The organism is Alteromonas sp. OM2203 (assembly GCF_048517045.1).
In the GTDB taxonomy this organism is placed as follows: Bacteria; Pseudomonadota; Gammaproteobacteria; order Enterobacterales; family Alteromonadaceae; genus Alteromonas; species Alteromonas gracilis.
Map to the genome: position 1 here is coordinate 1,582,730 of NZ_CP183209.1, position 23,057 is coordinate 1,605,786.

The 23,057-nt window shown below is 44.2% G+C and carries 24 protein-coding genes; 9 read left to right on the forward strand and 15 right to left on the reverse strand.

Going from position 1 to position 23,057, the window contains the following annotated elements; genetic code table 11:
* Nucleotides 1–12: 12 nt before the first annotated feature.
* Nucleotides 13–381, reverse strand: a complete 369-nt coding sequence (gene folX / locus ACM0P2_RS07145; RefSeq protein WP_105931964.1) for a dihydroneopterin triphosphate 2'-epimerase — start codon at nucleotides 379–381, stop codon at nucleotides 13–15.
* Nucleotides 382–454: 73 nt separating this feature from the next.
* Here folX and ACM0P2_RS07150 point away from each other — a divergent pair, with 73 nt between their 5' ends.
* A complete protein-coding gene (locus ACM0P2_RS07150) occupies nucleotides 455–1,495 on the forward strand; it encodes an AI-2E family transporter (protein ID WP_105931965.1) in 1,041 nt (346 codons plus the stop codon).
* Between the two features lie 246 nt (nucleotides 1,496–1,741).
* Here ACM0P2_RS07150 and ACM0P2_RS07155 read toward each other — a convergent pair whose 3' ends face one another.
* From ACM0P2_RS07155 to ACM0P2_RS07165, 3 genes are read right to left on the reverse strand one after another with little or no spacing between them, the layout of a single operon-like run.
* A complete protein-coding gene (locus tag ACM0P2_RS07155) occupies nucleotides 1,742–3,073 on the reverse strand; it encodes an ATP-binding protein (protein WP_159120231.1) in 1,332 nt (443 codons plus the stop codon).
* The gene (locus tag ACM0P2_RS07160) at nucleotides 3,070–3,744 is read right to left on the reverse strand and encodes a response regulator transcription factor (RefSeq protein WP_159120230.1); all 675 of its coding nucleotides are present in this window, start codon (nucleotides 3,742–3,744) and stop codon (nucleotides 3,070–3,072) included. The genes ACM0P2_RS07155 and ACM0P2_RS07160 overlap by 4 nt, the downstream gene beginning before the upstream one ends.
* A gap of 1 nt (nucleotide 3,745) precedes the next feature.
* Entirely contained in the window at nucleotides 3,746–4,015 is a 270-nt protein-coding gene (locus tag ACM0P2_RS07165) for a PepSY domain-containing protein (protein WP_105931968.1), read from the reverse strand.
* 804 nt (nucleotides 4,016–4,819) lie between these two features.
* Here ACM0P2_RS07165 and ACM0P2_RS07170 point away from each other — a divergent pair.
* Entirely contained in the window at nucleotides 4,820–5,284 is a 465-nt protein-coding gene (locus ACM0P2_RS07170; protein WP_159120229.1) for a pyridoxamine 5'-phosphate oxidase family protein, read from the forward strand.
* Between the two features lie 273 nt (nucleotides 5,285–5,557).
* On the opposite strand, the gene ACM0P2_RS07175 is transcribed toward ACM0P2_RS07170, so the two are convergent.
* From ACM0P2_RS07175 to ACM0P2_RS07205, 7 genes are read right to left on the reverse strand one after another with little or no spacing between them, the layout of a single operon-like run.
* Nucleotides 5,558–5,857, reverse strand: coding sequence for a YciI family protein (locus ACM0P2_RS07175; RefSeq protein ID WP_159120228.1), 300 nt, complete (start codon nucleotides 5,855–5,857; stop codon nucleotides 5,558–5,560).
* A gap of 4 nt (nucleotides 5,858–5,861) precedes the next feature.
* Nucleotides 5,862–6,671 (reverse strand): tryptophan synthase subunit alpha, encoded by an 810-nt coding sequence (gene trpA / locus ACM0P2_RS07180; RefSeq protein ID WP_159120227.1) that lies wholly within the window; start codon nucleotides 6,669–6,671, stop codon nucleotides 5,862–5,864.
* Nucleotides 6,671–7,852 carry a tryptophan synthase subunit beta gene (gene trpB / locus ACM0P2_RS07185; protein ID WP_105931972.1) on the reverse strand — a complete coding sequence of 394 codons (1,182 nt, stop codon included), beginning with the start codon at nucleotides 7,850–7,852 and terminating at the stop codon, nucleotides 6,671–6,673. Before trpB ends, trpA begins: the two co-directional genes overlap by 1 nt.
* A 21-nt stretch (nucleotides 7,853–7,873) precedes the next feature.
* Entirely contained in the window at nucleotides 7,874–9,295 is a 1,422-nt protein-coding gene (trpCF, locus tag ACM0P2_RS07190; RefSeq protein ID WP_159120225.1) for a bifunctional indole-3-glycerol-phosphate synthase TrpC/phosphoribosylanthranilate isomerase TrpF, read from the reverse strand.
* Complete coding sequence (gene trpD, locus ACM0P2_RS07195; protein WP_105931974.1) at nucleotides 9,288–10,319, reverse strand: anthranilate phosphoribosyltransferase; 1,032 nt, start codon at nucleotides 10,317–10,319, stop codon at nucleotides 9,288–9,290. The genes trpCF and trpD overlap by 8 nt, the downstream gene beginning before the upstream one ends.
* A complete protein-coding gene (locus tag ACM0P2_RS07200; protein WP_159120224.1) occupies nucleotides 10,312–10,944 on the reverse strand; it encodes an aminodeoxychorismate/anthranilate synthase component II in 633 nt (210 codons plus the stop codon). Before ACM0P2_RS07200 ends, trpD begins: the two co-directional genes overlap by 8 nt.
* Nucleotides 10,941–12,644 carry an anthranilate synthase component 1 gene (locus ACM0P2_RS07205; RefSeq protein ID WP_159120223.1) on the reverse strand — a complete coding sequence of 568 codons (1,704 nt, stop codon included), beginning with the start codon at nucleotides 12,642–12,644 and terminating at the stop codon, nucleotides 10,941–10,943. Before ACM0P2_RS07205 ends, ACM0P2_RS07200 begins: the two co-directional genes overlap by 4 nt.
* A gap of 278 nt (nucleotides 12,645–12,922) precedes the next feature.
* On the opposite strand from ACM0P2_RS07205, the gene ACM0P2_RS07210 reads away from it, so the two are divergent.
* From ACM0P2_RS07210 to dkgB, 6 genes are all read left to right on the forward strand, one after another.
* Nucleotides 12,923–13,780, forward strand: a complete 858-nt coding sequence (locus ACM0P2_RS07210) for a PHP domain-containing protein (RefSeq protein ID WP_159120222.1) — start codon at nucleotides 12,923–12,925, stop codon at nucleotides 13,778–13,780.
* A gap of 156 nt (nucleotides 13,781–13,936) precedes the next feature.
* Complete coding sequence (locus ACM0P2_RS07215; protein WP_105931976.1) at nucleotides 13,937–14,557, forward strand: L-threonylcarbamoyladenylate synthase; 621 nt, start codon at nucleotides 13,937–13,939, stop codon at nucleotides 14,555–14,557.
* Nucleotides 14,558–14,667: 110 nt separating this feature from the next.
* Nucleotides 14,668–15,528 (forward strand): segregation and condensation protein A, encoded by an 861-nt coding sequence (locus ACM0P2_RS07220; protein WP_159120221.1) that lies wholly within the window; start codon nucleotides 14,668–14,670, stop codon nucleotides 15,526–15,528.
* A complete protein-coding gene (scpB, locus tag ACM0P2_RS07225; protein WP_159120220.1) occupies nucleotides 15,515–16,108 on the forward strand; it encodes an SMC-Scp complex subunit ScpB in 594 nt (197 codons plus the stop codon). Before ACM0P2_RS07220 ends, scpB begins: the two co-directional genes overlap by 14 nt.
* 38 nt (nucleotides 16,109–16,146) lie before the next feature.
* Entirely contained in the window at nucleotides 16,147–17,043 is an 897-nt protein-coding gene (gene rluB, locus ACM0P2_RS07230) for a 23S rRNA pseudouridine(2605) synthase RluB (RefSeq protein WP_105931979.1), read from the forward strand.
* A gap of 225 nt (nucleotides 17,044–17,268) precedes the next feature.
* Nucleotides 17,269–18,072: a 2,5-didehydrogluconate reductase DkgB gene (gene dkgB / locus ACM0P2_RS07235; RefSeq protein WP_419227504.1), complete on the forward strand. Its 804-nt coding sequence runs from the start codon at nucleotides 17,269–17,271 to the stop codon at nucleotides 18,070–18,072.
* Nucleotides 18,073–18,228: 156 nt separating this feature from the next.
* Here the strand turns inward: dkgB and ACM0P2_RS07240 are convergent, their stop codons facing one another.
* Both ACM0P2_RS07240 and ACM0P2_RS07245 read right to left on the reverse strand, forming a co-directional pair.
* Nucleotides 18,229–18,795: a sugar O-acetyltransferase gene (locus ACM0P2_RS07240; protein WP_159120218.1), complete on the reverse strand. Its 567-nt coding sequence runs from the start codon at nucleotides 18,793–18,795 to the stop codon at nucleotides 18,229–18,231.
* A gap of 39 nt (nucleotides 18,796–18,834) precedes the next feature.
* Nucleotides 18,835–19,506 carry a DUF4097 family beta strand repeat-containing protein gene (locus ACM0P2_RS07245; RefSeq protein WP_159120217.1) on the reverse strand — a complete coding sequence of 224 codons (672 nt, stop codon included), beginning with the start codon at nucleotides 19,504–19,506 and terminating at the stop codon, nucleotides 18,835–18,837.
* Between the two features lie 1,008 nt (nucleotides 19,507–20,514).
* Between ACM0P2_RS07245 and ACM0P2_RS07250 the strand changes: the two genes are divergently transcribed.
* Entirely contained in the window at nucleotides 20,515–21,801 is a 1,287-nt protein-coding gene (locus ACM0P2_RS07250) for a DUF445 domain-containing protein (protein WP_173358801.1), read from the forward strand.
* Between the two features lie 95 nt (nucleotides 21,802–21,896).
* Here ACM0P2_RS07250 and tmpT read toward each other — a convergent pair whose 3' ends face one another.
* Both tmpT and ACM0P2_RS07260 read right to left on the reverse strand, forming a co-directional pair.
* On the reverse strand, nucleotides 21,897–22,550 hold the full coding sequence (gene tmpT, locus ACM0P2_RS07255) for a thiopurine S-methyltransferase (RefSeq protein WP_159120215.1): 654 nt from the start codon (nucleotides 22,548–22,550) through the stop codon (nucleotides 21,897–21,899).
* A 100-nt stretch (nucleotides 22,551–22,650) separates the two neighbouring features.
* Nucleotides 22,651–23,007 (reverse strand): outer membrane protein assembly factor BamE, encoded by a 357-nt coding sequence (locus ACM0P2_RS07260; RefSeq protein WP_105931985.1) that lies wholly within the window; start codon nucleotides 23,005–23,007, stop codon nucleotides 22,651–22,653.
* Nucleotides 23,008–23,057 lie beyond the last annotated feature (50 nt).

Below are 23,057 nucleotides of genomic sequence, written 5' to 3' on the forward strand. Positions count from 1 at the left end.
TAGAGGATAAGTCTATTCAGATTTATTGCATGAAAGCGTTAAAGAAACTGAGTCAGAAAACCTCAATGCGTGGGGTTTATCAACTTCCACCTCTGCGTAACGCACTGATGAATGCTCAGCCGCGATACTTAACACATCAGCTGTTAATTTTTCTAAAAGTGAAAATCGATTGTCCTCAACTAGCTTAATAATTGCCTTTGTAATGGTCTTATAGTTTAAAGCATCGGACATATCGTCGGTATTGGTAGCTTTTTCGGCGTCGTAGTCAATTTTTACATTGACAACAACGTCTTGTTTGTTTTTTATCTCATCTTCATTGATGCCAATGTAAGTACGTAGTCTTAGGTTTTTAATTTTTATAGTGGCAAGATTAAAATTCATTGGAGTCTCTTGTTTGTAGTTGTCTATAAGTCGTTGTAAAGTGTAGTCGTTTCAGTCAGGAATGTAGCACAATATGTCAATGGAACTACGCTCGCCAACAGCAAAGATTCTTATCGTTTTAGCATGCTTAGTGGTTGTAATGGCAGGCGTTAAAGCCGCTAGTACAATTATGGTACCTTTCTTTTTATCTATTTTTATTGCCATAGCTTGTAGTCCAATAATTCGCTGGACCTCTAAATTTGGCGTGCCGAAATGGCTCTCGATTACCTTTGTTATACTGCTCATAGTGGTATTTGGTTTTCTTTTGGCTGGCCTAGTAGGGCAGTCAATGACTGAATTTCGCGAGAACCTTCCCGAATACAGAAGCAAGCTCGATTCTGAATTTGCATGGGTGGTCGCCAAGCTCGCTGAATTCAATATTCATATCAATAGAGAGCTCATTGCTTCTCATTTGGACCCTGCAACGGCCATGTCAGTCGCAACAAACTTTATAAGTGGTATGGGGGGCGTGCTCTCAAACCTATTTTTGATACTGCTTACCGTGATATTTATGCTTTTTGAAGCAGATAGCATACCTCGTCGTTTACATATTGCCCTAGCTGACCCTGGTATGAAACTTCAGCATATTGATAAGTTCATTAGGTCTGTAAATAGTTATCTAGCAATAAAAACAGTGGTAAGCCTTGGGACAGGCTTAATTATAGGTACGTGGTTATACGTAATGGGAGTAGACCACTTCATGCTATGGGCTGTATTGGCCTTCATGCTGAACTTTATCCCTAACATAGGCTCAATCATTGCCGCAGTTCCAGCAGTACTCATCGCCTTTGTTCAATTAGGGCCTGCGTCGGCGGGGTTTGCCGCATTAGGCTTTGTGCTAGTTAATACTATAATGGGAAATATGGTAGAGCCAAAGTTAATGGGCAAAGGCATGGGGTTGTCGACTCTTGTCGTATTTCTCTCGCTTATTTTTTGGGGATGGCTATTAGGAACGGTTGGTATGCTTTTATCAGTCCCGTTGACAATGGTTGTGAAAATCGCTCTTGAGTCACGAGAAGAGAGTAAGTGGTTGGCTGTACTACTGTCGAGTGAAGGCCAAAAAGCCTCATCATAAACGTGGTATTTTTGTTGGTTAATAGAGGACAGACACTTCTTTTCTTTTGCGCTGATGTGGAAGTGATTTAAGCAACAATTTAGGGAGCGTTGATAAGCTTGCCTAAAATGGACAGCCACAGCATTTTTTTGACTGGTTAGATTGGACAGACACATCTTATGAGACTAAGTGTCTGTCCCTAATTTTTTTCGATTGAATAGCGCCCTAAATTGAAGAAACTTATGCGATGGACATCTTAGCTCGATGTTAACCGTGTTTTGGGAATTCAACAATGATGCTTGCGCCACCGAGAGTACTATCCTCTATGTGCATTCTTCCTTCGTAAATAGAAACTAAATCGGCAGCTAGCGCCATACCGATACCATGTCCTTCAGCGTATGTGTCTAAGCGTGCTCCTCGCTCTAAAAGAAATGCTTTTTTATCGTCGGGGATCCCTGGCCCGTCATCATCCACTTTTAAAATAAGCCACTCAGCATTTATCTCGCCGTAAACTATGACATTTCGTTTCGCTGCTTTACATGCGTTATCCAGAAGGTTGCCACAAAGCTCCATAAGATCGGTTTCGTCTCCTTTAAATGCAATGTTTTCGTCAACGTCAAACTCAATGTTAAGTGCTTTTTCTTGATAGACTTTATCCATCGCATCGGCAAGTTTGTGTAGAACCGGTGTAATCGGAACGGCTTTTTGCCAGCCAGACTTTCCTGCACTGGCTCTTTTGAGCTGCCGCTTAATTATTCGGTCAATCTGTTTTAACGCTTCATCCACCTCAGTCGGAAGCTCAGGGTTGCCAGAGGCAACAGCCAGCGGGGTTTTTAAACTATGGGCCAAATCGCCCAAGCTATTTTTATACCTCGCTCTTTGTGCCGCTTCACTTTGAAGTAGACCATTGATAGATTGCTTCAATGAGTCAAATTCCACAGGATAGCGTGAATTTAGCTGTGGTTTAACACCATTGGCTGTTTGAGATATTTCAGCAATTAGCTTTCTTACGGGCAGCAGTACTACGCTTACACCAACAATAATAAAAACGAGAAGCACGAAGCAGAGTGTGAATATCCACTGCCACGTGGTATTTATAAAAGTACGACGCTCGCTTTCGAAAAGGGCCTTGTCATTAAAGATATAAAATCGCACTGGCTCAAAGTCTCTGCTAGAAGCAAATTCTGCGGTAAAAGCGTAGACAAAGTACGAAGCGTTTTCTTTAAATGCTGGCGTGAATGACTCCAAAAATAGCTCGTTTCCTACCGCGACTTCTATTTCTGGTGATGAAAAGGTGTATTCGAGGGCAGAAGCTGACTGCCAGATGACTTCGTCTCGAAATACGATAACTCCGAGGTATCCTGAACCTGGTAGATTTAATTGTTCCTCGTAAAGGATTTCAGGCATGTAAGGTTGGTCACCATCCAACTCAAATGCAGAAAGCAAACCTAAATTCATTAATCTAAGTTCGCTCATTTTGGCTTGTGTCAGGCTTTCAGTGTAGGCTTCGTCAAGAATGATAACAGTGAATGGCGCAAAAAATGCCAAAATAATAACCGCGAAAAAGATGCTTCGCAGGCGAAGTGACAATTGTCTCATAAATTTTTATTTATCCGATAGCCCCTACCTCTTAGGGTTTCAATCGGCTTCAAATCGCCCGAAGGATCGAGCTTTTTACGCAACCTACCGATAAACACTTCAATCACGTTACTGTCTAGATCAAAGTCTTGATCGTAGATGTGTTCAGTAAGTTCAGTTTTTGAAATAACTTTATTGGGGTTTAGCATCAAGTATTCCATCACTTTATACTCGTATGCCGTTAAGTCCAGTGCTTGCCCATTCAGCGATAGCTCTTCACTTACTGTATCTAAAGCAATAGGACCAAATTGTATCGTCGGGTTGGCTTGTCCTGAGGCCCGCCTGATTAACGCCTTGGCTCTGGCCAGTAATTCTTCATTATGAAATGGCTTGGTGAGGTAGTCGTCGGCACCTGCATCCAAACCTTCAACTTTCTCCTGCCACCGATCTCTTGCAGTTAATATTAGAATAGGGCATGAAATGTCGGCTTGACGCGCTTTTTTGATAACCTCAAACCCGTCAAGCTTTGGCATTCCTATATCAACAATGGCAAGGTCATAGCTATATTCTTTTATAAGAAATAGCGCGTGTTCACCATTATCTGCCAAGTCAACGCTATAACCGTTTTGCTGCAATAAAGCGTCAAGTTGGGTCAATAGTCGGCTATCATCTTCAGCTACGAGAATACGCATATTAATCCTTACCTTTACTTTGTTTGACCTTACCTGAGCGTTTGTCGACTTCGACTGATACAACGCGACCAGACTTCTTCAAAACTTTAACCCGGTAGTTCTGCGAGGTTTGTTCAACTTTTAAAACACGACCATCTGCTGCTATACGTGCACGCTCCGCGGCCTCACTTTTAGAGATATCACCGCCTGAACTTTGTAACGCCATAGCGGGGGCAATGCTTGACAGTGCTAACGCTGCACAAAACACCAAAATTCGAAGCGATAATGTCATACACCCTCACAATAATTGTCCTACTCAGGCCAAACTACAGATAAGTATAACTTGGTAAACTGAATCTATTCTGAATTAGGTCAAGTCTACCTTGCCAAGCAAAAACTGTATATAACGCATCAGTTACTTACGCACCAAGAAAAGACGCAAGAAAAAACGGACAGACACTCAAAAAGGTTAGAGGTTAAAAAATTTCATTCGAAAAATTTGGACAGAAATTTGAGCAGTGAAAGTTTAGGACACACACTTGATTGACAATAAAAGTAGGAGCATTTTCAAAATAACCTTTAAAACTGACTTAATAAGAGTGTCTGTCCACGATTTCTCTGTTTACGATTTACCGAGATTTCCATAACAACCCGTCCGATCAATGAAGTAAGTGTCTGTCCATAATTACGCAGACTGTGGCCATGACGACTTCTCCCAAGAACACAGAGTAAATTTTACTCACGTATTGCAAAAAAGTGTCTGTCCATAGTGGTTATCGGAAGACTAATCGCAACTCTATTCCTACAGTAGGTGCATCAAAATTGGACTGGCTCCAGATTGCAGTAGTTTGAGCGGTAATCATTAAATGTGTACAGGCTTAGAAGGAGCGTGTTAATGCGGGGAGGTAACCAGTTTGCCAGTTACGAAAGTTCGAAGCTCTACAAAATAGCGATCGAGGCTTAGAGCATTGGCATGACATGTGCGTGAATCTATTCACCGAGTATTCACAAATGGAATAGAAGTATGCGTTAGGTTGACTCGTACCGAAGTACTTTTCAGGTATCAACCTCTACTTTTATCTTTTAAGGAGAAACAATGTCTAGTGATATCAAGAAAACAATGTGGAAAGCAATGTCAGACAGCCCAAAAGTCATGGTTACTTTGATAGGCGAAGATATGCATGCCGAGCCAATGTATGCACAGCTTGGTAAAGAGGCTGATGGTGAATTTTGGTTTTATACCTCTAGAGACAATCGCATTGCTAAAGGCGGAAAGGCAATGGTGCATTTTGCATCTAAAGGGCATGATGTATTTGCCTGTATTCGTGGAACGCTTACCGTTGAATCGCGTAAAGAGATAATAGACAAATACTGGTCAAATCCCGTTGAAGCGTGGTTCGAGCAAGGTAAAGATGACCCTTCTCTACTGATGCTTCGTTTCGAACTTACAGACGCTGAAGTGTGGGACGCTGATCCGTCGCTCAAAGGTATGTTTAAAATGCTTACCGGAAAAACAGTAAAGCCTGAGGAAATGGGGGCGCACGAGAAAGTAGATTTGTAAAGGTAAGCTTGCTTGCAGCTTGCGTTTGACCTATAGCGATGCTGACTCAATTGAATAGATCACTTAAGTGTCTGTCTATAGTTAACTTATATTCGGCTTAGTAATCAGGCTTGGACCACAAATTTATATTCACGCTTCAAAACAAGTGTCTGTCCAAAACGAGTTCAAAACTAACTTGAATGAACTTTACAAAGAAAAAGCCCCAGAAATTCGGAGTTATCCGATTTTTTGGGGCTTTTGCTATTTATAAAATCAAAAACTCTAGGCCAAAAGCTAAGGCAAAACTTTTTTGTACGGTTTCACTATAACGCTTTCATAAACACCGGCCTCAATATACGGATCGGCGTCTGCCCACGTTTGTGCATCCTCTAACGAGTCAAACTCTGCTACTACAAGTGAGCCTGTAAATCCAGCCGGCCCCGGGTCTGGGCTGTCAACAGCTGGGAAAGGCCCAGCCATAACCAGACGTCCCGCATCTTTCAAAGCATTTAAACGTTCAAGGTGTGCAGGTCGCGCAGCTAAGCGCTTTTCTAAACTCTCCGCCACATCGGTGGCACAAATCATATATAGCATGCGCTTATCCTTTGGCCGTTGCAGCTTTCATGCTTTCAACAAAGCTGCCGAGCTCGCTTAGCATTTTATGACTGTCCGACAAGTTAGCCGCGATAATATTTACTGTTGCCGAGCCAGAAATTGCACCGGCAGCGCCAGCATCAATGGCAGATTTAACCTGCTCTGGTGTAGAAATACCAAACCCTAGCAGTGCCGGAGCAGCTTTGTGCTTATTCAAACGTTCGATAAGTTCAGATGCTGGAATATTTGCTGCGGTCTCTGCACCTGTGACGCCAGCACGACCAAGTAGATAGGTATAACCTTTTGAGTATTCGCCAATCTTTTCCATGGTTTCGTCAGTTGCATTCGGTGGAGCAATTAAAATTTGTGAGATGTTTGTCGCCTCAGCAGCCTTTTGAAACGGTGCAGCTTCGCGGATTGGCACGTCTGCCACTAGTATCGAGTCGACGCCTGCCGCTTGCGCTTTGCTGTAAAAGTTTTCAACACCCTGTGCCATTACCAAGTTGCTGTATAAAAGCAGCCCAATGGGTACTTCTGGGTATTTTGCGCGTACTCGCGAAATTACTTCTAAGCAATCTGCTACGGTAACCTTGCCTTTAAGAGCGCGGATAGCCGAGGCTTGAATAGTCGGACCATCGGCTATCGGGTCTGAATACGGAATACCTAGCTCTAGCGCGTCTGCGCCGCTTTCTACTAGTTGACAAATAATGGCTTCAGATTGCTCTAAGTCCGGGTCGCCAACCATTACAAAGGGTACGAATGCGCCTTGGTTCTTTTCCTCAAGGCCAGCAAACATTTGTGCATATCTATCCATTATAAATCGTCCCCTAAAATGTTGATAACGTGCGCTAAGTCTTTATCACCACGGCCCGACAAGTTAACTACAATAATCGTTTCCTCGTCAGCTTCGTCAGCCATGTTGAGCGCGTGTGCAAGAGCATGTGATGATTCTAATGCTGGAATAATCCCTTCTTTTCGCGCTAGAAGCTGGAATGCATTCAACGCTTCTTCATCGGTTGCAGCCACATATTCAGCGCGTCCAATGTCGTGCAGGTAGGCATGCTGAGGACCAACAGCTGGATAGTCGAGCCCCGCCGATACGGAATAGCTCTCTTCAATTTGACCTTCTTTGTCCTGCATGATGAAGGTATAAGCGCCGTGAAGAATACCTTTTGTACCCGTAACTATGGTGGCACCATGCTCTTTGGTGTGAACGCCTTTTCCGGCAGGCTCAACGCCCACTAATCGAACAGATGGTTCATCGATGAAGTCTGCAAACATACCGATTGCATTTGACCCACCACCAACGCACGCAACTACGGCGTCAGGCAAGCGGCCCTCTTTTTCCATGATTTGTGCGCGCGTTTCTTCACCAATCATACGATGATATTCACGAACAATGGTCGGGAAAGGGTGAGGGCCTGCTGCAGTACCTAAAAGGTAATGTGCAGTATCATAGTTTGCAGACCAGTCACGCATGGCTTCATTTACCGCATCTTTAAGCGTGCCAGACCCGGCATTCACGGGAATAACCTCAGCACCCATTAATTTCATTCGAAAAACATTCGGCGCTTGACGCTCTACGTCTTTCGCACCCATGTAAATGCGCGCTTTAAGACCAAGTAAGGCACACGCTAGTGCAGTTGCAACACCATGTTGGCCAGCACCCGTTTCAGCAATAACTTCTTTTTTACCCATGCGCTTGGTAAGTAGCGCTTGACCCAATACCTGGTTGGTTTTGTGGGCGCCACCGTGAAGTAGATCTTCACGCTTAAGATAAAGTTTCACTTTTGGGTTGCTAACAAGGTTCCGTGTTAACGTCATCGACGTAGGGCGGCCTGCATAATCTTTTAGCAGTGATAAAAACTCTTCGTTAAAACTTGGATCGTCTTTGGCATCTAAGAACGCTTTTTCCAACTGATCCAATGCTGGAATAAGTAATTCGGGCACGTACATGCCACCAAATTCGCCAAATTTTGTGTCTAACTGGTTCATTACGTTGTCCTGTTTTTTAAATTAGTAACGGCGGCAAATAGTAAAAAGTGCGTCGAGCTTGCTTTCACTTTTTGTGCCTGGCGCGGTTTCAACGCCTGAATTTACATCAATGGCGCCACAGCCTGTTGCAATTGCATTCGCCACATTGTCGGCGTTTATACCGCCAGCAAGCACTAACTTATGCTTGGCTTGAATATCATTAATAAGTTGCCAGTTGAAAGATTCACCTGTACCACCTTTCGTGTCGCCTACTTGGCAGTCAAGTAGTACGCGGCTTAGTAGGTCATTCTTTAAGTGTCTGTCCACTGATTTGTCCACTGATTCGGGAAGGGCGTCTGCGGATGTTGCCTGTACGCCTTCTGCTTTCCAAATTTCACAACCTTCAGGTAGTTTATCTGCTAATGCTGCGATGTATGTTTCATCCTCGTTACCATGTAGCTGAACGGCAAAGAGGCCTAGTGAGGCAGCAAGAGACGCCACTTCATCAACATCATGGTTCACAAACACTCCCACAAAAGCACCCTCTACATCTTGCGTGATAGATATCGCCTGTTCCTTTGATACACAACGGGGAGATTTCTCTGCAAATATAAGCCCGCCAAAACTAGCGCCTCTATCGAACGCCATCTGCGCTTGTTCTTTGCTGGTTAATCCGCAGACTTTCACTGCTCCATTAACCAATGTTTTTACAGCGCGTCGAAGGTCAGTCTCTGCCATCAGAGCGCTGCCAACCAAAAAGCCCTGTGATACAGGTGCCAAGCGCAATACGTCTTGATGGGTGTATATACCTGACTCTGAAATAACCACGTAGTCGTGCGTGGATTCCTTTAACATCGGCACAAGGCGCTCAGTAGTAGCTAGATCAGTAGAGAGATCACGAAGATTGCGGTTATTGATACCAATAATATTAGCTTCAAGCGCAATGGCTCGCTCCATCTCTTCTTCGTTGCTCACTTCAGTAAGAATGTCTAATGATAGCGAATTTGCTACGCTAGCCAGCTCGCGATACTCATCGTCGCTCAAAACGCTAAGCATGAGCAGCACAGCGTCAGCGTTATAGTGGCGGGCTAGATACACTTGATAGCTGTCGACAAAAAAATCTTTGTTAAGAACCGGCTGAGAAACGCGCTCTGTCACGTAAGCTAGGTATTCAAACTTCCCTTGAAAGTACTTCTCGTCAGTAAGCACTGATATCCCAGCAGCGTGAGGAGTATAGGCCGATAAAATCTCGTCTAAATCGAAATTTTCTCGAATAAGCCCCTTTGAAGGAGATGCCTTTTTACATTCAAAAATAAAGCCTGCATTTGGCTCGTTTAGCGCAGCAAATAAGCTTTTTTCGGAAGCAGTCAAATTAGCTTTAAAACTATCTAGCGGCAGCGCCTCTTTGCGCGCGGCGACTTCTTCTCGCTTGTCTGCAACAATTTTCTCAAGCACATTAGCCATTCGTGCTTACCTCCTGAGTAATTTTGGCAACCTTTGATAACAACTGCATAGGTAACCCTTCTGCCATGGCGTTCATTGCCATTTCGGCGCCTTCTTTGAACGTGGTAGCTTTGCCCGTCACTTTCAACAGTGCACCACAGTTCATTGCAATAGCCGCGCGGTGCGCCTCTTTGCCTTCACCGTTAAGGGCTGCTTCAACAAACTGTTTATTTTCTTCTGGCTCGCCACCTTCAATTGCCGATAGCGGATAGTGGGGCAAACCAAAATCTTGTGCAGTTACCGACAGCTTACGAATGTCGCCATGTTCCAGATCGTAAATGATTGATTCGCCATGAAGAGCCAACTCATCCAGTCCGTCTCCGTGAACAATCATGGCGCGATGTTGCCCAAGCAGCATCAGTGTTTTTGCATAGGGTTCTAGCAGTTGGGGAGAGTATACGCCGAAAACGCCGTGAGTTGGACCCGCAGGGTTTGCCAATGGGCCTAATATATTGAATAGCGTTCTGGTCTTCATCGCAGCTCGCACGGGGGCTGCGTGGCGCATGCCTGCGTGATATACCGGTGCAAAAAGAAATGTGAAATTTGCTTCATCTAAACATTTACGAGAGGTCTCAGGGCTTATTTCTAGATTTAAACCAAATTGACGAAACAAATCGGCTGAACCAGACTTGCTTGAGACACTTCTATTCCCGTGTTTTGCCACTTTTACGCCGCATGATGCTGCGACTACGCCCGCAGCACTGGAAATGTTGATAGTGTTATGCCCGTCACCACCAGTGCCTACAATATCCGCAAACTCGTAAGACGGCGTAGGGAAAGGCAGGGCATTGGCCACCATAGCGCTCGCTGCGCCGGCTATTTCGCCTGGCGACTCTTTTTTCATTTTCAGCGCGGTAAGCACGGCTGCAATCATTACTTCACTTTGCTCACCGTGCATGATGCTGTTGAATAAGCTGTACGCTTCGGTTTGCGACAGCGATTCTCGCAGCATAATTTGTTCAAGTAGAGGGCCTGCGTTAAGCATGGTTCGCTCCCTGTAGCGTTAAATAATCAATACTTTGTTTCAACAACAAACTGCCGTGTGCTGTTAAAATCGATTCTGGATGAAATTGGAAACCAAGCATGCGGTCTTCATCATTGTAAACTGCCATCACTGCCTCACTTCCATCATCGTTTATTGTTGATGCACAGACGGTAAGCTTCTCAGGCAATTCGTGGGCTACTAATGAATGGTAGCGTGCAACGTGCAGCGGCTGCTGAAGATCTTTAAACATGGCTTCTTCCGAATGCGTAATGGCCGACGACTTTCCGTGCATTACTTGGCTAGCTCGCCCCACTGTACCGCCGTAGTACTCCACAATTGCCTGATGGCCAAGGCAAATACCAATGACAGGAAATACGCCGCTGACCATTTTAAGCAAAGCAGGCATACAGCCAGCATCACTGGGAGCGCCAGGGCCTGGGGAAAGCATCAATAAAACAGGGCCTTTCGTCGCTTGTTCCTGCATTTTATTAAAAAGAAGCTCAGCTGACACAGTATTTCGATAAACTTTTATGTCTAAGTCTAATGTACGCAGTTCATCGACAAGGTTATAGGTAAACGAGTCTACATTATCGAGCAAAAATAAAGTGGTAACTTGGTGGTTCATGCGCTGCCTCCTTTATTTGACGCGGCACTTATGTGTTCTATTTCCTCTTGAAGTGCCGCCTTAACAGCACCTATAACGGCCTGTGCTTTGGCTCGCGTTTCGTCAGCTTCAGCTTGGGGAATGGAATCGTATACCACACCTGCGCCTGCTTGAATGTAAGCTGTGCCGTTTTTAACGAAGGCAGAGCGTATAACGATACAAGTGTCCATGTCGCCTTGGCTATTTAAGTACCCCACTGCACCACCGTAACTACCACGACGCTTTTTCTCTACTTCACGGATCAAGGTGGCTGCGCTGACCTTTGGTGCACCTACCAGAGTACCCATATTCATGCAGGCTTGATACGCGTGCAATGGGTCTAGGTCGTCGCGCAATTGACCTACCACGCGAGACACTAAGTGCATTACGTGTGAGTAGCGATCTACTTTAAGCAAATCTTTAACGAATCGAGTACCCGGACGGCTAACTTTAGCCACGTCATTTCTCGCCAGGTCAACCAGCATGATGTGCTCAGATTTTTCTTTCGTATCTTCGCGAAGGTTTAACTCTATGCGACTGTCCAAATCTCTATCAATGCTGCCGTCTGGACGCTTGCCTCGAGGGCGAGTTCCTGCAATAGGGTAAATTTCTACTTGATTGCTTTCTCTTTCGTATTTAAGCGCCGACTCGGGTGAGGCCCCAAAAATACTAAAAGCGGCATCTTGCATGAAAAACATGTAAGGGCTTGGATTCGATTCTTTAAGTTTGGCGTAAGCGAGCAGTGGCGAAGGACAGGGGAGAGAAAATGTGCGCGAAGGCACAACCTGAAAAATATCGCCAGCAAGAATGTGCTGCTTTAAATCAAGCACGTGGTCACAAAACTGCTCGTCGCTAATGTCTACGCTTGCCTCAAAAGAAGAAAGTGTCTGTCCATTTTGTGTTTGTCCATTTTGTGTTGCTTCTATTAATTCGAGTGTCTGTCCATTTTGCGATTCATTCTGTCTACTTGTTAATAGTGGCTCAGCAGGCATCTCATGAAGCAGTTGATGAATGGCCTCTAACCGCTGCGCAATTGCAAAATATTGCTGAGCTACATCCTCACCGCTAAATACGCTGCCGATAAGGTGGGTTTCGCGGGTTTGATGATCAACGGTAATTAATGTCTCCGCCAAATAGAACACAAAATCAGGGCAGTCATTTTCACCTTCAGCAACATCCGGCAGTTTTTCGAAGCCCGCAAGCATGTCGTAAGCGAATACACCGCCCAGAAAAATAGCATGAGGGTGTTGGCGGATGGGGGTTACTTTATTGAGAACAATACGCAGCGCGTCCATAACGCTCGCGGCTTTCAACCGGCTATCTTCGTCTAATTCGTTATCTGCGTCATCGCAAAGAAGAACGATAGAAGTGTCTGTCCTATCAATGATATTCAGGCCTTCGGGAGCGTGCGTAGCAAACAAAGGTAAAACTGAAGCGCCGTTTCCTGTTAGTGCCTTAACCTCAACTCGGTTGCCTCTGCATTCCATGCGAAGGGCGGCATCAACCATCAATAAACTTTGCAGGTCATCTTTTGAATCGATTTCTGCTGATTCTAAAAGTAGTGCGTTACTTGTATTCCCACAAAGGTGGGCAAACGCGGCGAGTGGATCATCAACATAGTGACCTACCTGCTCTATTGTCTCTACTTTACCTGGGGAAGTCCCCAGTTCCGCTAAACTCATTTTTGCTACTCTCCAATTGCAAAAAGATAAAAAAAAGGCCCGTATAAACGGGCCTTTATGTGTTTTCATTCACGCACTACAGTGCACACCGCCCGTTAAGTTAGGGAGTGCCACCACCAAGCTGCAACTGTCATTGCTGTAGAAATGTTGTAAGAATGCATGAATTACTCGTTGTTTTTTCAAACTTCAATAGGATTTGAAGCTGTTAGTACGTATACTTTGTGCGTATAGAAGAAAACAAATTGCCTTTCGTGTCAACCTAAAATTTGCATATTACTTTGAAAATAGATTTACATAGCCATACAAAATACTCAGACGGCCATCTCACGCCAGAAGAATTAATCCTTCGAGCTCACACCATGCAGGTGGATGTACTTGCGCTTACCGACCACGACACCGTAGCGGGCTTAGACGAGGCTCATGCCACTCAAGCGAAACAAAAGCGGTCTTTGACCATCATTGATGGTGTTGAAATTTCCACCACTTGGCACGGTTTTGATATCCACATTGTAGGCTTGAACGTAGACAGACAATGCCCAACGTTCTTATCTCATCTCAATGGTCAAGCTCAAGTCCGCGAGGCACGCGCTGAAAAAATAGCTGATAAACTCGAGAAGTGTGGGTTTGAAGGCGTTTTAACGCGAGCTAAAGCACTAGCCGGTGTAGGGCAGGTTACTCGCGCTCATTTTGCTCGAGTCTTAGTGAACAATTATGGCGTGCCGACTATGCAGGCTGCCTTTAAAAAGTATTTAGGCAAAGGTAAAAGGGCAGCGGTTAAAGCCGAATGGCCAAGTATAGAAAGTGCAATTGAATGGATCCACGATGCAGGTGGCCAAGCCGTGCTCGCGCACCCCGCGCATTACGATATGACGGCTAAATGGCTAAGGCGATTAGTAGATTTGTTCGCACAATCTGGTGGAGATGCTATTGAGACGGCGTTCCCCGGTATAAACAAAACTAAGCAAGAACTGATCAATGAAATTGCACAAACTCACAATTTGCTAGCTTCAGCGGGCTCCGACTTTCACTTCCCCTCTCGCTGGACTGAGTTAGGTAAAAACCTTGGAATTAGTAGCCAACTAATCCCTATCTGGCACGATTGGCTGCAGATTAAAGAGCTTGAAAGTGCACCGTAAGCAAATCTATAGTTGAAATTCAGTGGCAATAAGGCGTTGATAGAAGCAAAGCGATAACGAGTCGGTCCTCAGCCAATCAATGCCCACATAAATAACCATAAAAAGTGCTAGCAACCAGAACAAGTTGAATAGCGTTTTTTATAAAAGGAAGTAATCATGAGTCAATTTTTTTATGTACACCCAGATAACCCGCAAAAACGCTTGATAAGCCAAGCATGCGAGCTAATTCGCGAGGGTGCGGTTGTGGTCTACCCTACAGACTCAGGCTATGCCATAGGCTGTCAAATGGAAGACAAGAAGGCGTTAGAGCAACTTTGCCGCATTCGTCAAATAGATAAAGACCACAATTTTACTTTGATGTGTCGTGATATGTCAGAGCTATCAATTTATGCCAAGGTTGATAACACTGCCTTTAGGCAGATAAAGAACAATACGCCAGGTCACTATACGTTTGTGCTAAAAGCAACGCGAGAAGTACCGAAGCGCTTACAGAATCCCAAACGCAAAACCATTGGGATCCGCGTGCCGGATAACGCCATTGCGCTAGCATTACTGGAAGAACTTGGCGAGCCGTTGATGTCTACGTCTTTGATTTTGCCAGGCAACACCATGGCTGAATCAGACCCTGACGTGATTCGAGATAATTTAGAAAAGCAAGTTGGGCTTATCATTCACGGCGGTTATATTGGCGAACATCCCACAACTGTGATTGATTTATCGGAAGATACGCCCGTTATTTTACGTCATGGTACTGGCGATCCGTCTCCGTTCGAATAATTGGCGGTTGCTCTGCCAATCAAAGAAAGTTGCCAGGTGGCATGTGACGTTAATGAATGAACGTTAGAACCAATAATATTCGCTGCGGCAGGTAAAACGGTTGTGGGACTGTGTCTGAATTAACTAAAACAAATAACAACAAAGAAACGCCTCATGAAAAGGGGCTTTCGACACCTGTTCAGCAGCCGCTTCCCCTTGCGTTTATTAATGGCGAGGCGCTTATTGAGAAACCGGAAGATCTGTTCATTCCTCCTGATGCCCTTGAAGTTATCCTTGAAACTTTCGAAGGGCCTCTCGACTTACTGTTATATCTGATCCGTAAGCAAAAGTTCGATATCACAACTCTGCCAATTGCTGCTGTTACTAAGCAATATATGGAATATGTAGACGCCATGATGGCGCTAAAGCTAGAGTTGGCAGCAGAGTATCTGCTGATGGCTGCAATTCTGGCTGAAATAAAGTCTCGTCTTTTATTACCGAAGCGCAGTGACGACAGTGAGGAAGAAGACGATCCTAGGGCCGAGTTGATCAGACGTCTAAAAGAATATGAACTGGTGAAACAGGCCGCAGAAGACTTGGATATTCAGCCTCGTCTTGAAAGGGATGTGTTTAAAGCACATGTGGAAGTTAGTGAGAACGTTGCGCCAATTCGTGTTGAGCCTGACGTATCTTTAGCCGAGATAGTGCTGGCATTTAGCAAAGCGATGAAACGGGCGGAAGCGTTTGAACATCACACTATTGAAAGGGAAGCCTTGAGCACGCGAGAGCGCATGTCGCTTATCTTATCGTTGCTTACGTCTGCAGAATATACGCCGCTTGAACGCCTTTTCACTGTTGAAGAAGGAAGGGCCGGTGTAGTGGTTTGCTTCTTAGCAATTTTAGAATTGGTAAAAGAACAGCTAATTTTATGCATTCAGGCAGGTTCTTATGCAAAAATTCATGTAAAATTAGGATCGCATGAAGAAAATTAACACGGCGCAGCTGAAACAATTGGTCGAGGCCGCAATATTTGTGGCCGACACGCCCGTAACGAAGCAGCAGTTGAAAGAAACGGTGCTTAACGAGTTCACCGTAGCTGATAGAACCTTGAGTAAGGTAATTAACGAACTAAAGTTAGATTATCAACCTCGGGGCATTCAGCTAGTAGAAGTAGCGAGTGGCTATCGCTTTCAATCATTAGATGCATTAAGCCCGTGGTTAAGTAAATTATGGCAAGAAAATGCGCCTAAGTACTCAAGAGCAATGCTTGAGACACTTGCGCTCATTGCCTATCGTCAACCTATTACCCGCGGAGAGATTGAGCAGGTAAGAGGTGTAGCGGTAAGCAGTAATATTATAAAGACACTCACAGAACGAGACTGGATTAAGGTAGTTGGTCACAAAGAAGTACCGGGGCGACCCGCACTTTATGCTACCACGAAAGGCTTTTTAGACTACTTTTCAATGGCGTCATTGAGCGATTTGCCCAATGTTCATGCCTTTGAAAATATGGCCGAAAGTATTGCGTCAGACTCGCCGCTTAAGGTGTTAAATGAGGCACCGTCTGAATAGACCGTGCGACCGTAAACAAGCAATTAAGAGTGAAAACCATGACTGAAAAGTTGCAAAAAGTACTGGCTAACCAAGGGCTAGGCTCGCGACGAGAAATGGAACGTTGGATTGAAGAAGGCCGTGTATCGGTCGATGGCACCAAAGCAACCCTTGGCGATCGAGTTGACCACACCGCACAAATTCGCGTAGATGGGCATCTATTGTCTCGCCAAACTGAACAACCGGTATGCCGTGTTCTAATGTATAACAAGCCTGAAGGTGAACTATGCAGCCGTCATGATCCAGAAGGGCGCGACACAGTATTTGACCGACTTCCAGCTATTCGATTGGGCCGTTGGATCACGGTGGGCCGCTTGGATATGAACACTAGCGGCCTTCTGTTATTTACCAATGATGGTGAGTTAGCAAACCGCCTGATGCATCCTAAATGCGAAGTAGAGCGCGAATATGCCGTTCGCGTATTTGGTGAAGTAACGGGTAAAACGCTGCATACTTTGCAAAAAGGCGTTGAGCTTGAGGATGGTGAAGCGAAATTCCTTACCATCTCTGGCGCTCCAACCCCACAACATGCCGAAGATGAAAGCATGAACCGCTGGTATAACGTAACGTTAAAAGAAGGCCGTAACCGTGAAGTACGTAGGTTGTGGGAATCACAAGGTGTTCAGGTTAGCCGACTCATACGTGTTAAGTATGGCCCAATAGAGCTTCAAAAACGTTTGCCTCAAGGTGCGTGGGTTGAGCTTGGGTTAGAAGATGTAAACGCGCTACGTAGCCATGTTCAGCTGCCAGATGAAACGCAAACTATGATCAACGTGAGACAGGGCAAACTTGACCATGCGCGTTTAAGTCGCATGCGCCGCTCGGTTAAAAAGCATAAAGTACGTAAGCAACAAGGCTTAAGTAAACGTGCTGGGCGCCCAGCAAAACGCAAATAGCTAACTACTCGCTTTTACACAGCACTAACAAAGCCGCTAATCATTACTAGCGGCTTTTTTTATGTCTTCCTCTTATTGAGGGTTCAACAAATATTTATCCTTTCTTTTTGAATGCGTCAATTTATACCGTGTTTATACCGATCTTCTTAGTGAAACTTAGCGTAGCAAAATAGGAATATGCTACGTGACGTAGCGAAAATCTAAGACACGGAAAAGGAGATGGTAATGAAAGACATGCCTCAGTTGGGAATGGGAACATTTCGTTTAGAAGGCGAGGAAGCCCGAGAGTCAGTCAGTAAGGCGCTGGATGTTGGCTTTAGACACATAGACACCGCCCAGTTTTACGGAAATGAAGCGGAAGTGGGAGACGCGATCAAGACCAGTGGCTTAGACAGAAGCTCGCTTTTTGTTACAACGAAAGTGTGGCATGAGTCATTGGGAGACGCTCATTTTATTCCAAGCGTGCATGAAAGTTTGGAAAAATTGAAGCTAGAATACGTCGATTTACTGCTTATCCATTGGCCCTATCCTGGAAATGACATAACGTTAGAAAGTTATTTGGGAAGTCTTGCGCAAGCAAAAGCGGACGGCTTGACGCGACACATAGGTGTGTCGAACTTTACCATCGACCTGCTAGACAAAGCAGAGAGTATTTTAGGCGAGGGTGAAGTGTATACCAATCAGATTGAGATCCATCCTTTCATGCAAAATAAAAAAGTAGTGGAAGCCTGTAAAAAGAAAGGAATTCGAGCGACCGCTTATATGCCATTCGCGGTGGGGAAAGTCATGAAGGATGAAACGCTGATGCGAATTGCTCAAAATCACGATGCAACACCTGCACAAGTGGTATTGGCGTGGATGGAAAAACGTCATATTTACGCTATCCCCTCATCAACCAGTAAACAGCACTTGGCGGAAAATTTAGCGTATGGTGGTGTGCATTTGACTGATGAGGAGCTAGCGCTTATCGACGATTTAGACAATGGTGAACGTATCGTTAATCCAGACTTCGCTCCTACGAGGGATTAACCTCATACAGTTTTTATAGCTGTTAAGTTAAATAGTGAAGTAATAGATTAGCTTTTCATGTCGCCGCCTCCAATTATCAACTTTAGGCGGCGGCAAAAAATTGAGTTGAGGAAATGAAGGTAAGTTTCGATCTGCTCGCAATAAAATCCCGCACGTTTAGCTCTTCTCTACTTCTACGTGTTTAAGAATTCTGGCTGGGTTGCCTCCAATAACAACATTATCACCGAAAGATTTTGTTACTACAGAGCCCGAGGCAACAACCACGTTATCCCCTAGGCTCACGCCGGGATTTATAACAGCCATTCCACCAATCCAGCAGTTATCACCAATGGTTATGGGTTTTGCAAACTCAATTCCTGTAGCCCGTCGAACTGGGTCAATTGGATGAGTAGCGGTGTAGAGCCCAACTTGAGGAGCGATCATACAGTTATCGCCAATGGTTACTCTGGCCGCATCTAAAATAACACAGTTAAAATTGGCGTAGAAATTTTCGCCTACATAGATGTTTTCACCGTAATCGCATTTGAACGAAGACTCAATGTAAAGCCTTTTCCCCGTCGAACCGAAAAGGGCTTTTAATAGTCCTGTACGCTTTTTATGGTCACTTTGACAGGTCGCATTGAGCTCGTCTAATTGAATACGGCATTGCTTACGCAATGCCGTTAATGTTTTGTCTGACGGGTAGTATAAATCGCCAGCGAGCATTTTTTCTTGTTCGGTCATAAGGTTTTAAACACAGCGCTACAAAATAATGTCGATACGTTACTGCGCACTACCATAGCTTACAACGACTTTTTGTTTTAACGTTTCGCTTTCAATGTCTAAATTGACAGGGCGTTTTAAAATAATATTGCCTTCAACAGTAACTGAAGCGCTTATAGACAGCGTAGGTTTGTCATCAGATTTGTTTCCCCATGAGCTTTCATTCTCTCTGTAAATAATATCGCCATGTACGTGAGAATTACCAGAAAGCGTAATATCACCGTTTAGTGTTTTGATATGTTTCTCTATTTTGGTATCTGCTGCCGTGATATCACCATTTACTGTTTCAACGCTGCCGCCCACGCTACTTTGAGAAGGCAGCGCTACGTTTCCATTTACAGTCTCTAAGTCTTTAAGCACAGTTAAATGTGAAGATGCATTCACGTCTCCATTGACGATATCAATATTTCGGACAGTCACATGACTACCCATTTCAAGGTTGCCGTTAACAATGTTGACTTCGTCAGCACCCGCATTGTCGCTAATCTCAACATTACCGTTTACCGAAGAAATATCGCCGGCATGCTTTCCTTCTGCAATGTCTATATTGCCTAGAATAGAGCTTAAGTCACTGCCATCCAATGCACCAGCATTCCCCACATGTATAACGCAACCAGAAAGAAGAGATGCAGAAAGCAGAAGCGCTGTTGAGGTTAAAATAGACTTTTTCATATTCTTATATCCTTAACGGTTTTTATATATTTTTGATAGCACGCTTATTTCGATGTATTAATCAGTAAACTGTCGAGTTTTACTTCAACGTTATTTATCACATTACTCATCACGTTTTTCACGTTACGTGCCATTATTTAAAATATAATTAAAACAAAAGGATAGCGTTTTTGTTCGAAAGGCGGAACTCAACGCGGTGGCGTAATTATTAGCTTAATAGCCTCATCAACTAACGTGTAGTGCATTTGACCATCTGAGATATCGATACACGAAAGTACAGAAGTGGACAGACACTAAGCTCGCTAGAGCACAGAAAGGGACATACATTTAATTGAAGCTTTGCATTAAAGAAAGGGACAGACACTTGAGAAAAGTGGTTTGAAGCTAACTTAATAAGGTTTAAGTGGGTGTCCAAAACTTGCACGTAAAACATTTACGAAAGTACAGACGTGGACAGACACTCGAAACTCCGCTTTAAAGTGAGAGGAGGCGTCTGAGAAATGTGATTTTGTGTCAATCCGCTGAGAGATTTAAGTGGGTGTCCAGAGATGACACCAAGAAATGCACTGATACTGATGATGGTTTCGCAATATAAAATAGGGGTGATAGAGTAAGTAAAGGCTGAATATGTGTGCAATTTATTTATTGAACGCTGCCCACCTTCTCATCCGAGAAGCGATCCTAATAACAACTTTGGCAATAGCTGAATTAGAGCTACTTGATGACTCAGTAACAAAAAATCCGTTTTAACGTGATGCCGAGACTCTCCGGTTTGGTGATAAGGCCTATTGTTTGCATACTAAATGATGAGTACGACTTGCCGACTTCTGTATCTTCACAGATAAGAGGTGGTAAGAACGCTATTAATAGTCAGAGAAAAATAGTAAAGCTACATCGCCTGAGCAAGGCGCCTTAGATATTTTCCTTCTGTGGTTAAGAACGTTTTAAAAAAACGACATACATCTAATCGGCCAAGATGACAAACGATTAATCTAAACGGAGCAGTAGATGCAGGACAAATATGCACAATTGAATAAAGCTAAGCGGCTAGCCTTGTACTGTTTAATTTTTGCCGCGTGTGTATTTGTTTCAACAATATTATTTCCTAAGTTTTATACAGAATTGCAAGGTGCCTGGTGGTTGGGGCTTATAAAGATGGCCAGTGAGGCAGCGCTCGTTGGTGGCCTCGCCGATTGGTTTGCTGTGACCGCACTGTTTAAACCAATACCTGCAAAATATCCCATTCCTCACACCAACATAGTCGCTAGCAATAAGTCTGTTATTGCTAATAACTTGTCATTATTCGTAAAAGAAAAGTTCTTTCATCCCGAAGCGATAGAAAAGCTTATTCGCGATAGTGATCCTGCCAAAGGAGCGGGAAGATGGTTGTCCCAAAAGAAAAACTCTGCTCGTTTGAGCCGATTTTTGTGTGATGCTTTGGCTGGCGTGATGCGTGTACTTGATGATAAACCGGTGAAAGCGTTTATCGCTAAAACCGCTCAGAAAGGTATTAATGAACTTGACCTCAGGCAGCTTATGGTAACGTCATTAGGCGCTGTGACGAGAGAGCGGCAGCATCAAGTTGTCCTTGATAGGGTGCTAGGAAAACTAGCCAAACTGCTCGCGGAGCCTGAGACCCAGATTTATATAGCAGATACATTAGTTGTTTGGTTAAAAACCGAATACAGCCGAATTGAAAAGTTGTTGCCGTCTAGCTGGTTGAGTGAACAGGGTGCGTTAATTGCTGTAAAAGCCGTTTCGAGTATTTTAGAAGACATATACGAAGATGAGCACCATCCGATTCGCCATGCCTTTGATGAGCAGGTGCACGAATTTTTATACGAGTTACAGCACAGCCCATTAATGGAGAAAAAGGTAAACAGCTACCGCGAAAAGATTATTAATGATCCAGCACTAAACGCCTATGTTCAGCAGTCGTGGGCCAAGTTCCATCAATGGCTGTTAGCGTCTCTTGAAGAGAAAAATGGTAAAGCAGAGGTAAAGGTCTCTGGCCTCTTAACAGACTTAGGCACTACGTTGACGCAAGACAGTGAATTAGCAAAAGCATTTAACAAGCATATTGGTGAAGCGACTAAATATATGGCGCCAGAGCTGGCTGAGTTTCTCACACGTCATATTCGTGACACGATAAATAGCTGGGACGAGCGAGAAATGGCGCAGCAGGTGGAGCTGAATATTGGGCGAGACCTCCAAAAAGTGCGAATTAACGGCACGATTGTCGGTGGGCTAATTGGTGCAATACTGTTTGGGATAGAAGCGCTGATTGGCGTATAGCGTTCTTCGCAAATAGACAATGTAGCTTAGTTGAAAACTTGTCGAAACATTGATTATTTGGAGATTAAAACAATATTCGCTGCTGCACGCTCGATTCATTTAACGTGAAGAGCGAATACTAGATTATCAGCTTCAACCTTACCCTTTAAACCCCCTTTTAATACAGAGCGTTCAAGACGGTTGATAGTGTAGTTATCGGAGTAAAGGGACGTAACTGTATCTTCATTTACACTAAAGGGAGGGCCGGCCATTTCATTCTGGTCATACTCGAATGAGATGATTAGCTGCGGTGCGCATTGAGTAATGGCCATTAAATGCGCAGCATATTGCTCGCGAAGCGGGCTAGGTAGTGCTACCAATGCTGCTCTATCGTAAACACCCGTTACCTCACCTAAGTCGGTTGGCGTTAGCTTAAAGATATCACCGACGTATATGGTCAAACTATCTTTAGCATAAATTTTACCGTTTGCTGTCGTGGTAACGGTAGGCTTCACATCTAGCTCTTCAAACAACTGAATGACTGCTAATTCGCTAAGCTCAGCACCTACTACATCACATCCTTGAGAAAGCAACCAGCCTATGTCTCTTGTCTTCCCGCATAGTGGTACAAATATACGTTTTAAAGAAGCTTTAGAGGTTTCGTCACCGAGTAGAAAAGACGCGTACTTTACAAGAAGTGCATTGCCTTTTGGTTCATGAAATCCAATTTCGTTCTTTTGCCATTTACTATGCCAAAAACTATGCTCCATTAGAAAACCTCTTAGCAAGACGCAGAGCGAGCTCCACAAACAGTTTTATTTTCAAAGTAAGATAAAAAAGCAGCGCGAGATGGCTGCTTTTAAAGTGATATTAATTATCAAGCGGTGTGTTGAAGTCTTCAGATAATTCGAAGTCACCTTCAACAGTTGTCACTTTGTCATCGACAAAGTTTATGACCATTTGCTTTTGAAAATCTTCTCCGCGTTTTTTCATTCCGCGCTTCATATCATATACATAGTACCAAGTATCATCGTCGAACGAGTCTTGGACAACCGGATTTCCTAGTACATAGATAACTTGTTCTTTTGTCATTCCAACGCGTAGCTTTTCAACGTCTCTCTGGTCTAGAAAGTTTCCTTGAGGAACGTCGATTCGATAGATCCAGTTCGAGCAAGCCGTTGATGTTAATGTGATACCAAGAATTACTAATAGATGGTGCAACTTCATTCGTTAATTTGTCCAGTATTGCCTTTGTTAGTGCCATCGAAGCTCGCTAA

Excerpts from the sequence above, each read along its gene's own strand:
- folX (WP_105931964.1), bottom strand. The coding sequence starts at position 381 with ATGAATTTTAATCTTGCCACTATAAAAATTAAAAACCTAAGACTACGT.
- ACM0P2_RS07150 (WP_105931965.1), top strand. The coding sequence starts at position 455 with ATGTCAATGGAACTACGCTCGCCAACAGCAAAGATTCTTATCGTTTTA.
- ACM0P2_RS07155 (WP_159120231.1), bottom strand. The coding sequence starts at position 3,073 with ATGAGACAATTGTCACTTCGCCTGCGAAGCATCTTTTTCGCGGTTATT.
- ACM0P2_RS07160 (WP_159120230.1), bottom strand. The coding sequence starts at position 3,744 with ATGCGTATTCTCGTAGCTGAAGATGATAGCCGACTATTGACCCAACTT.
- ACM0P2_RS07165 (WP_105931968.1), bottom strand. The coding sequence starts at position 4,015 with ATGACATTATCGCTTCGAATTTTGGTGTTTTGTGCAGCGTTAGCACTG.
- ACM0P2_RS07170 (WP_159120229.1), top strand. The coding sequence starts at position 4,820 with ATGTCTAGTGATATCAAGAAAACAATGTGGAAAGCAATGTCAGACAGC.
- ACM0P2_RS07175 (WP_159120228.1), bottom strand. The coding sequence starts at position 5,857 with ATGCTATATATGATTTGTGCCACCGATGTGGCGGAGAGTTTAGAAAAG.
- trpA (WP_159120227.1), bottom strand. The coding sequence starts at position 6,671 with ATGGATAGATATGCACAAATGTTTGCTGGCCTTGAGGAAAAGAACCAA.
- trpB (WP_105931972.1), bottom strand. The coding sequence starts at position 7,852 with ATGAACCAGTTAGACACAAAATTTGGCGAATTTGGTGGCATGTACGTG.
- trpCF (WP_159120225.1), bottom strand. The coding sequence starts at position 9,295 with ATGGCTAATGTGCTTGAGAAAATTGTTGCAGACAAGCGAGAAGAAGTC.
- trpD (WP_105931974.1), bottom strand. The coding sequence starts at position 10,319 with ATGCTTAACGCAGGCCCTCTACTTGAACAAATTATGCTGCGAGAATCG.
- ACM0P2_RS07200 (WP_159120224.1), bottom strand. The coding sequence starts at position 10,944 with ATGAACCACCAAGTTACCACTTTATTTTTGCTCGATAATGTAGACTCG.
- ACM0P2_RS07205 (WP_159120223.1), bottom strand. The coding sequence starts at position 12,644 with ATGAGTTTAGCGGAACTGGGGACTTCCCCAGGTAAAGTAGAGACAATA.
- ACM0P2_RS07215 (WP_105931976.1), top strand. The coding sequence starts at position 13,937 with ATGAGTCAATTTTTTTATGTACACCCAGATAACCCGCAAAAACGCTTG.
- scpB (WP_159120220.1), top strand. The coding sequence starts at position 15,515 with ATGAAGAAAATTAACACGGCGCAGCTGAAACAATTGGTCGAGGCCGCA.
- rluB (WP_105931979.1), top strand. The coding sequence starts at position 16,147 with ATGACTGAAAAGTTGCAAAAAGTACTGGCTAACCAAGGGCTAGGCTCG.
- dkgB (WP_419227504.1), top strand. The coding sequence starts at position 17,269 with ATGAAAGACATGCCTCAGTTGGGAATGGGAACATTTCGTTTAGAAGGC.
- ACM0P2_RS07240 (WP_159120218.1), bottom strand. The coding sequence starts at position 18,795 with ATGACCGAACAAGAAAAAATGCTCGCTGGCGATTTATACTACCCGTCA.
- ACM0P2_RS07245 (WP_159120217.1), bottom strand. The coding sequence starts at position 19,506 with ATGAAAAAGTCTATTTTAACCTCAACAGCGCTTCTGCTTTCTGCATCT.
- ACM0P2_RS07250 (WP_173358801.1), top strand. The coding sequence starts at position 20,515 with ATGCAGGACAAATATGCACAATTGAATAAAGCTAAGCGGCTAGCCTTG.
- tmpT (WP_159120215.1), bottom strand. The coding sequence starts at position 22,550 with ATGGAGCATAGTTTTTGGCATAGTAAATGGCAAAAGAACGAAATTGGA.
- ACM0P2_RS07260 (WP_105931985.1), bottom strand. The coding sequence starts at position 23,007 with ATGAAGTTGCACCATCTATTAGTAATTCTTGGTATCACATTAACATCA.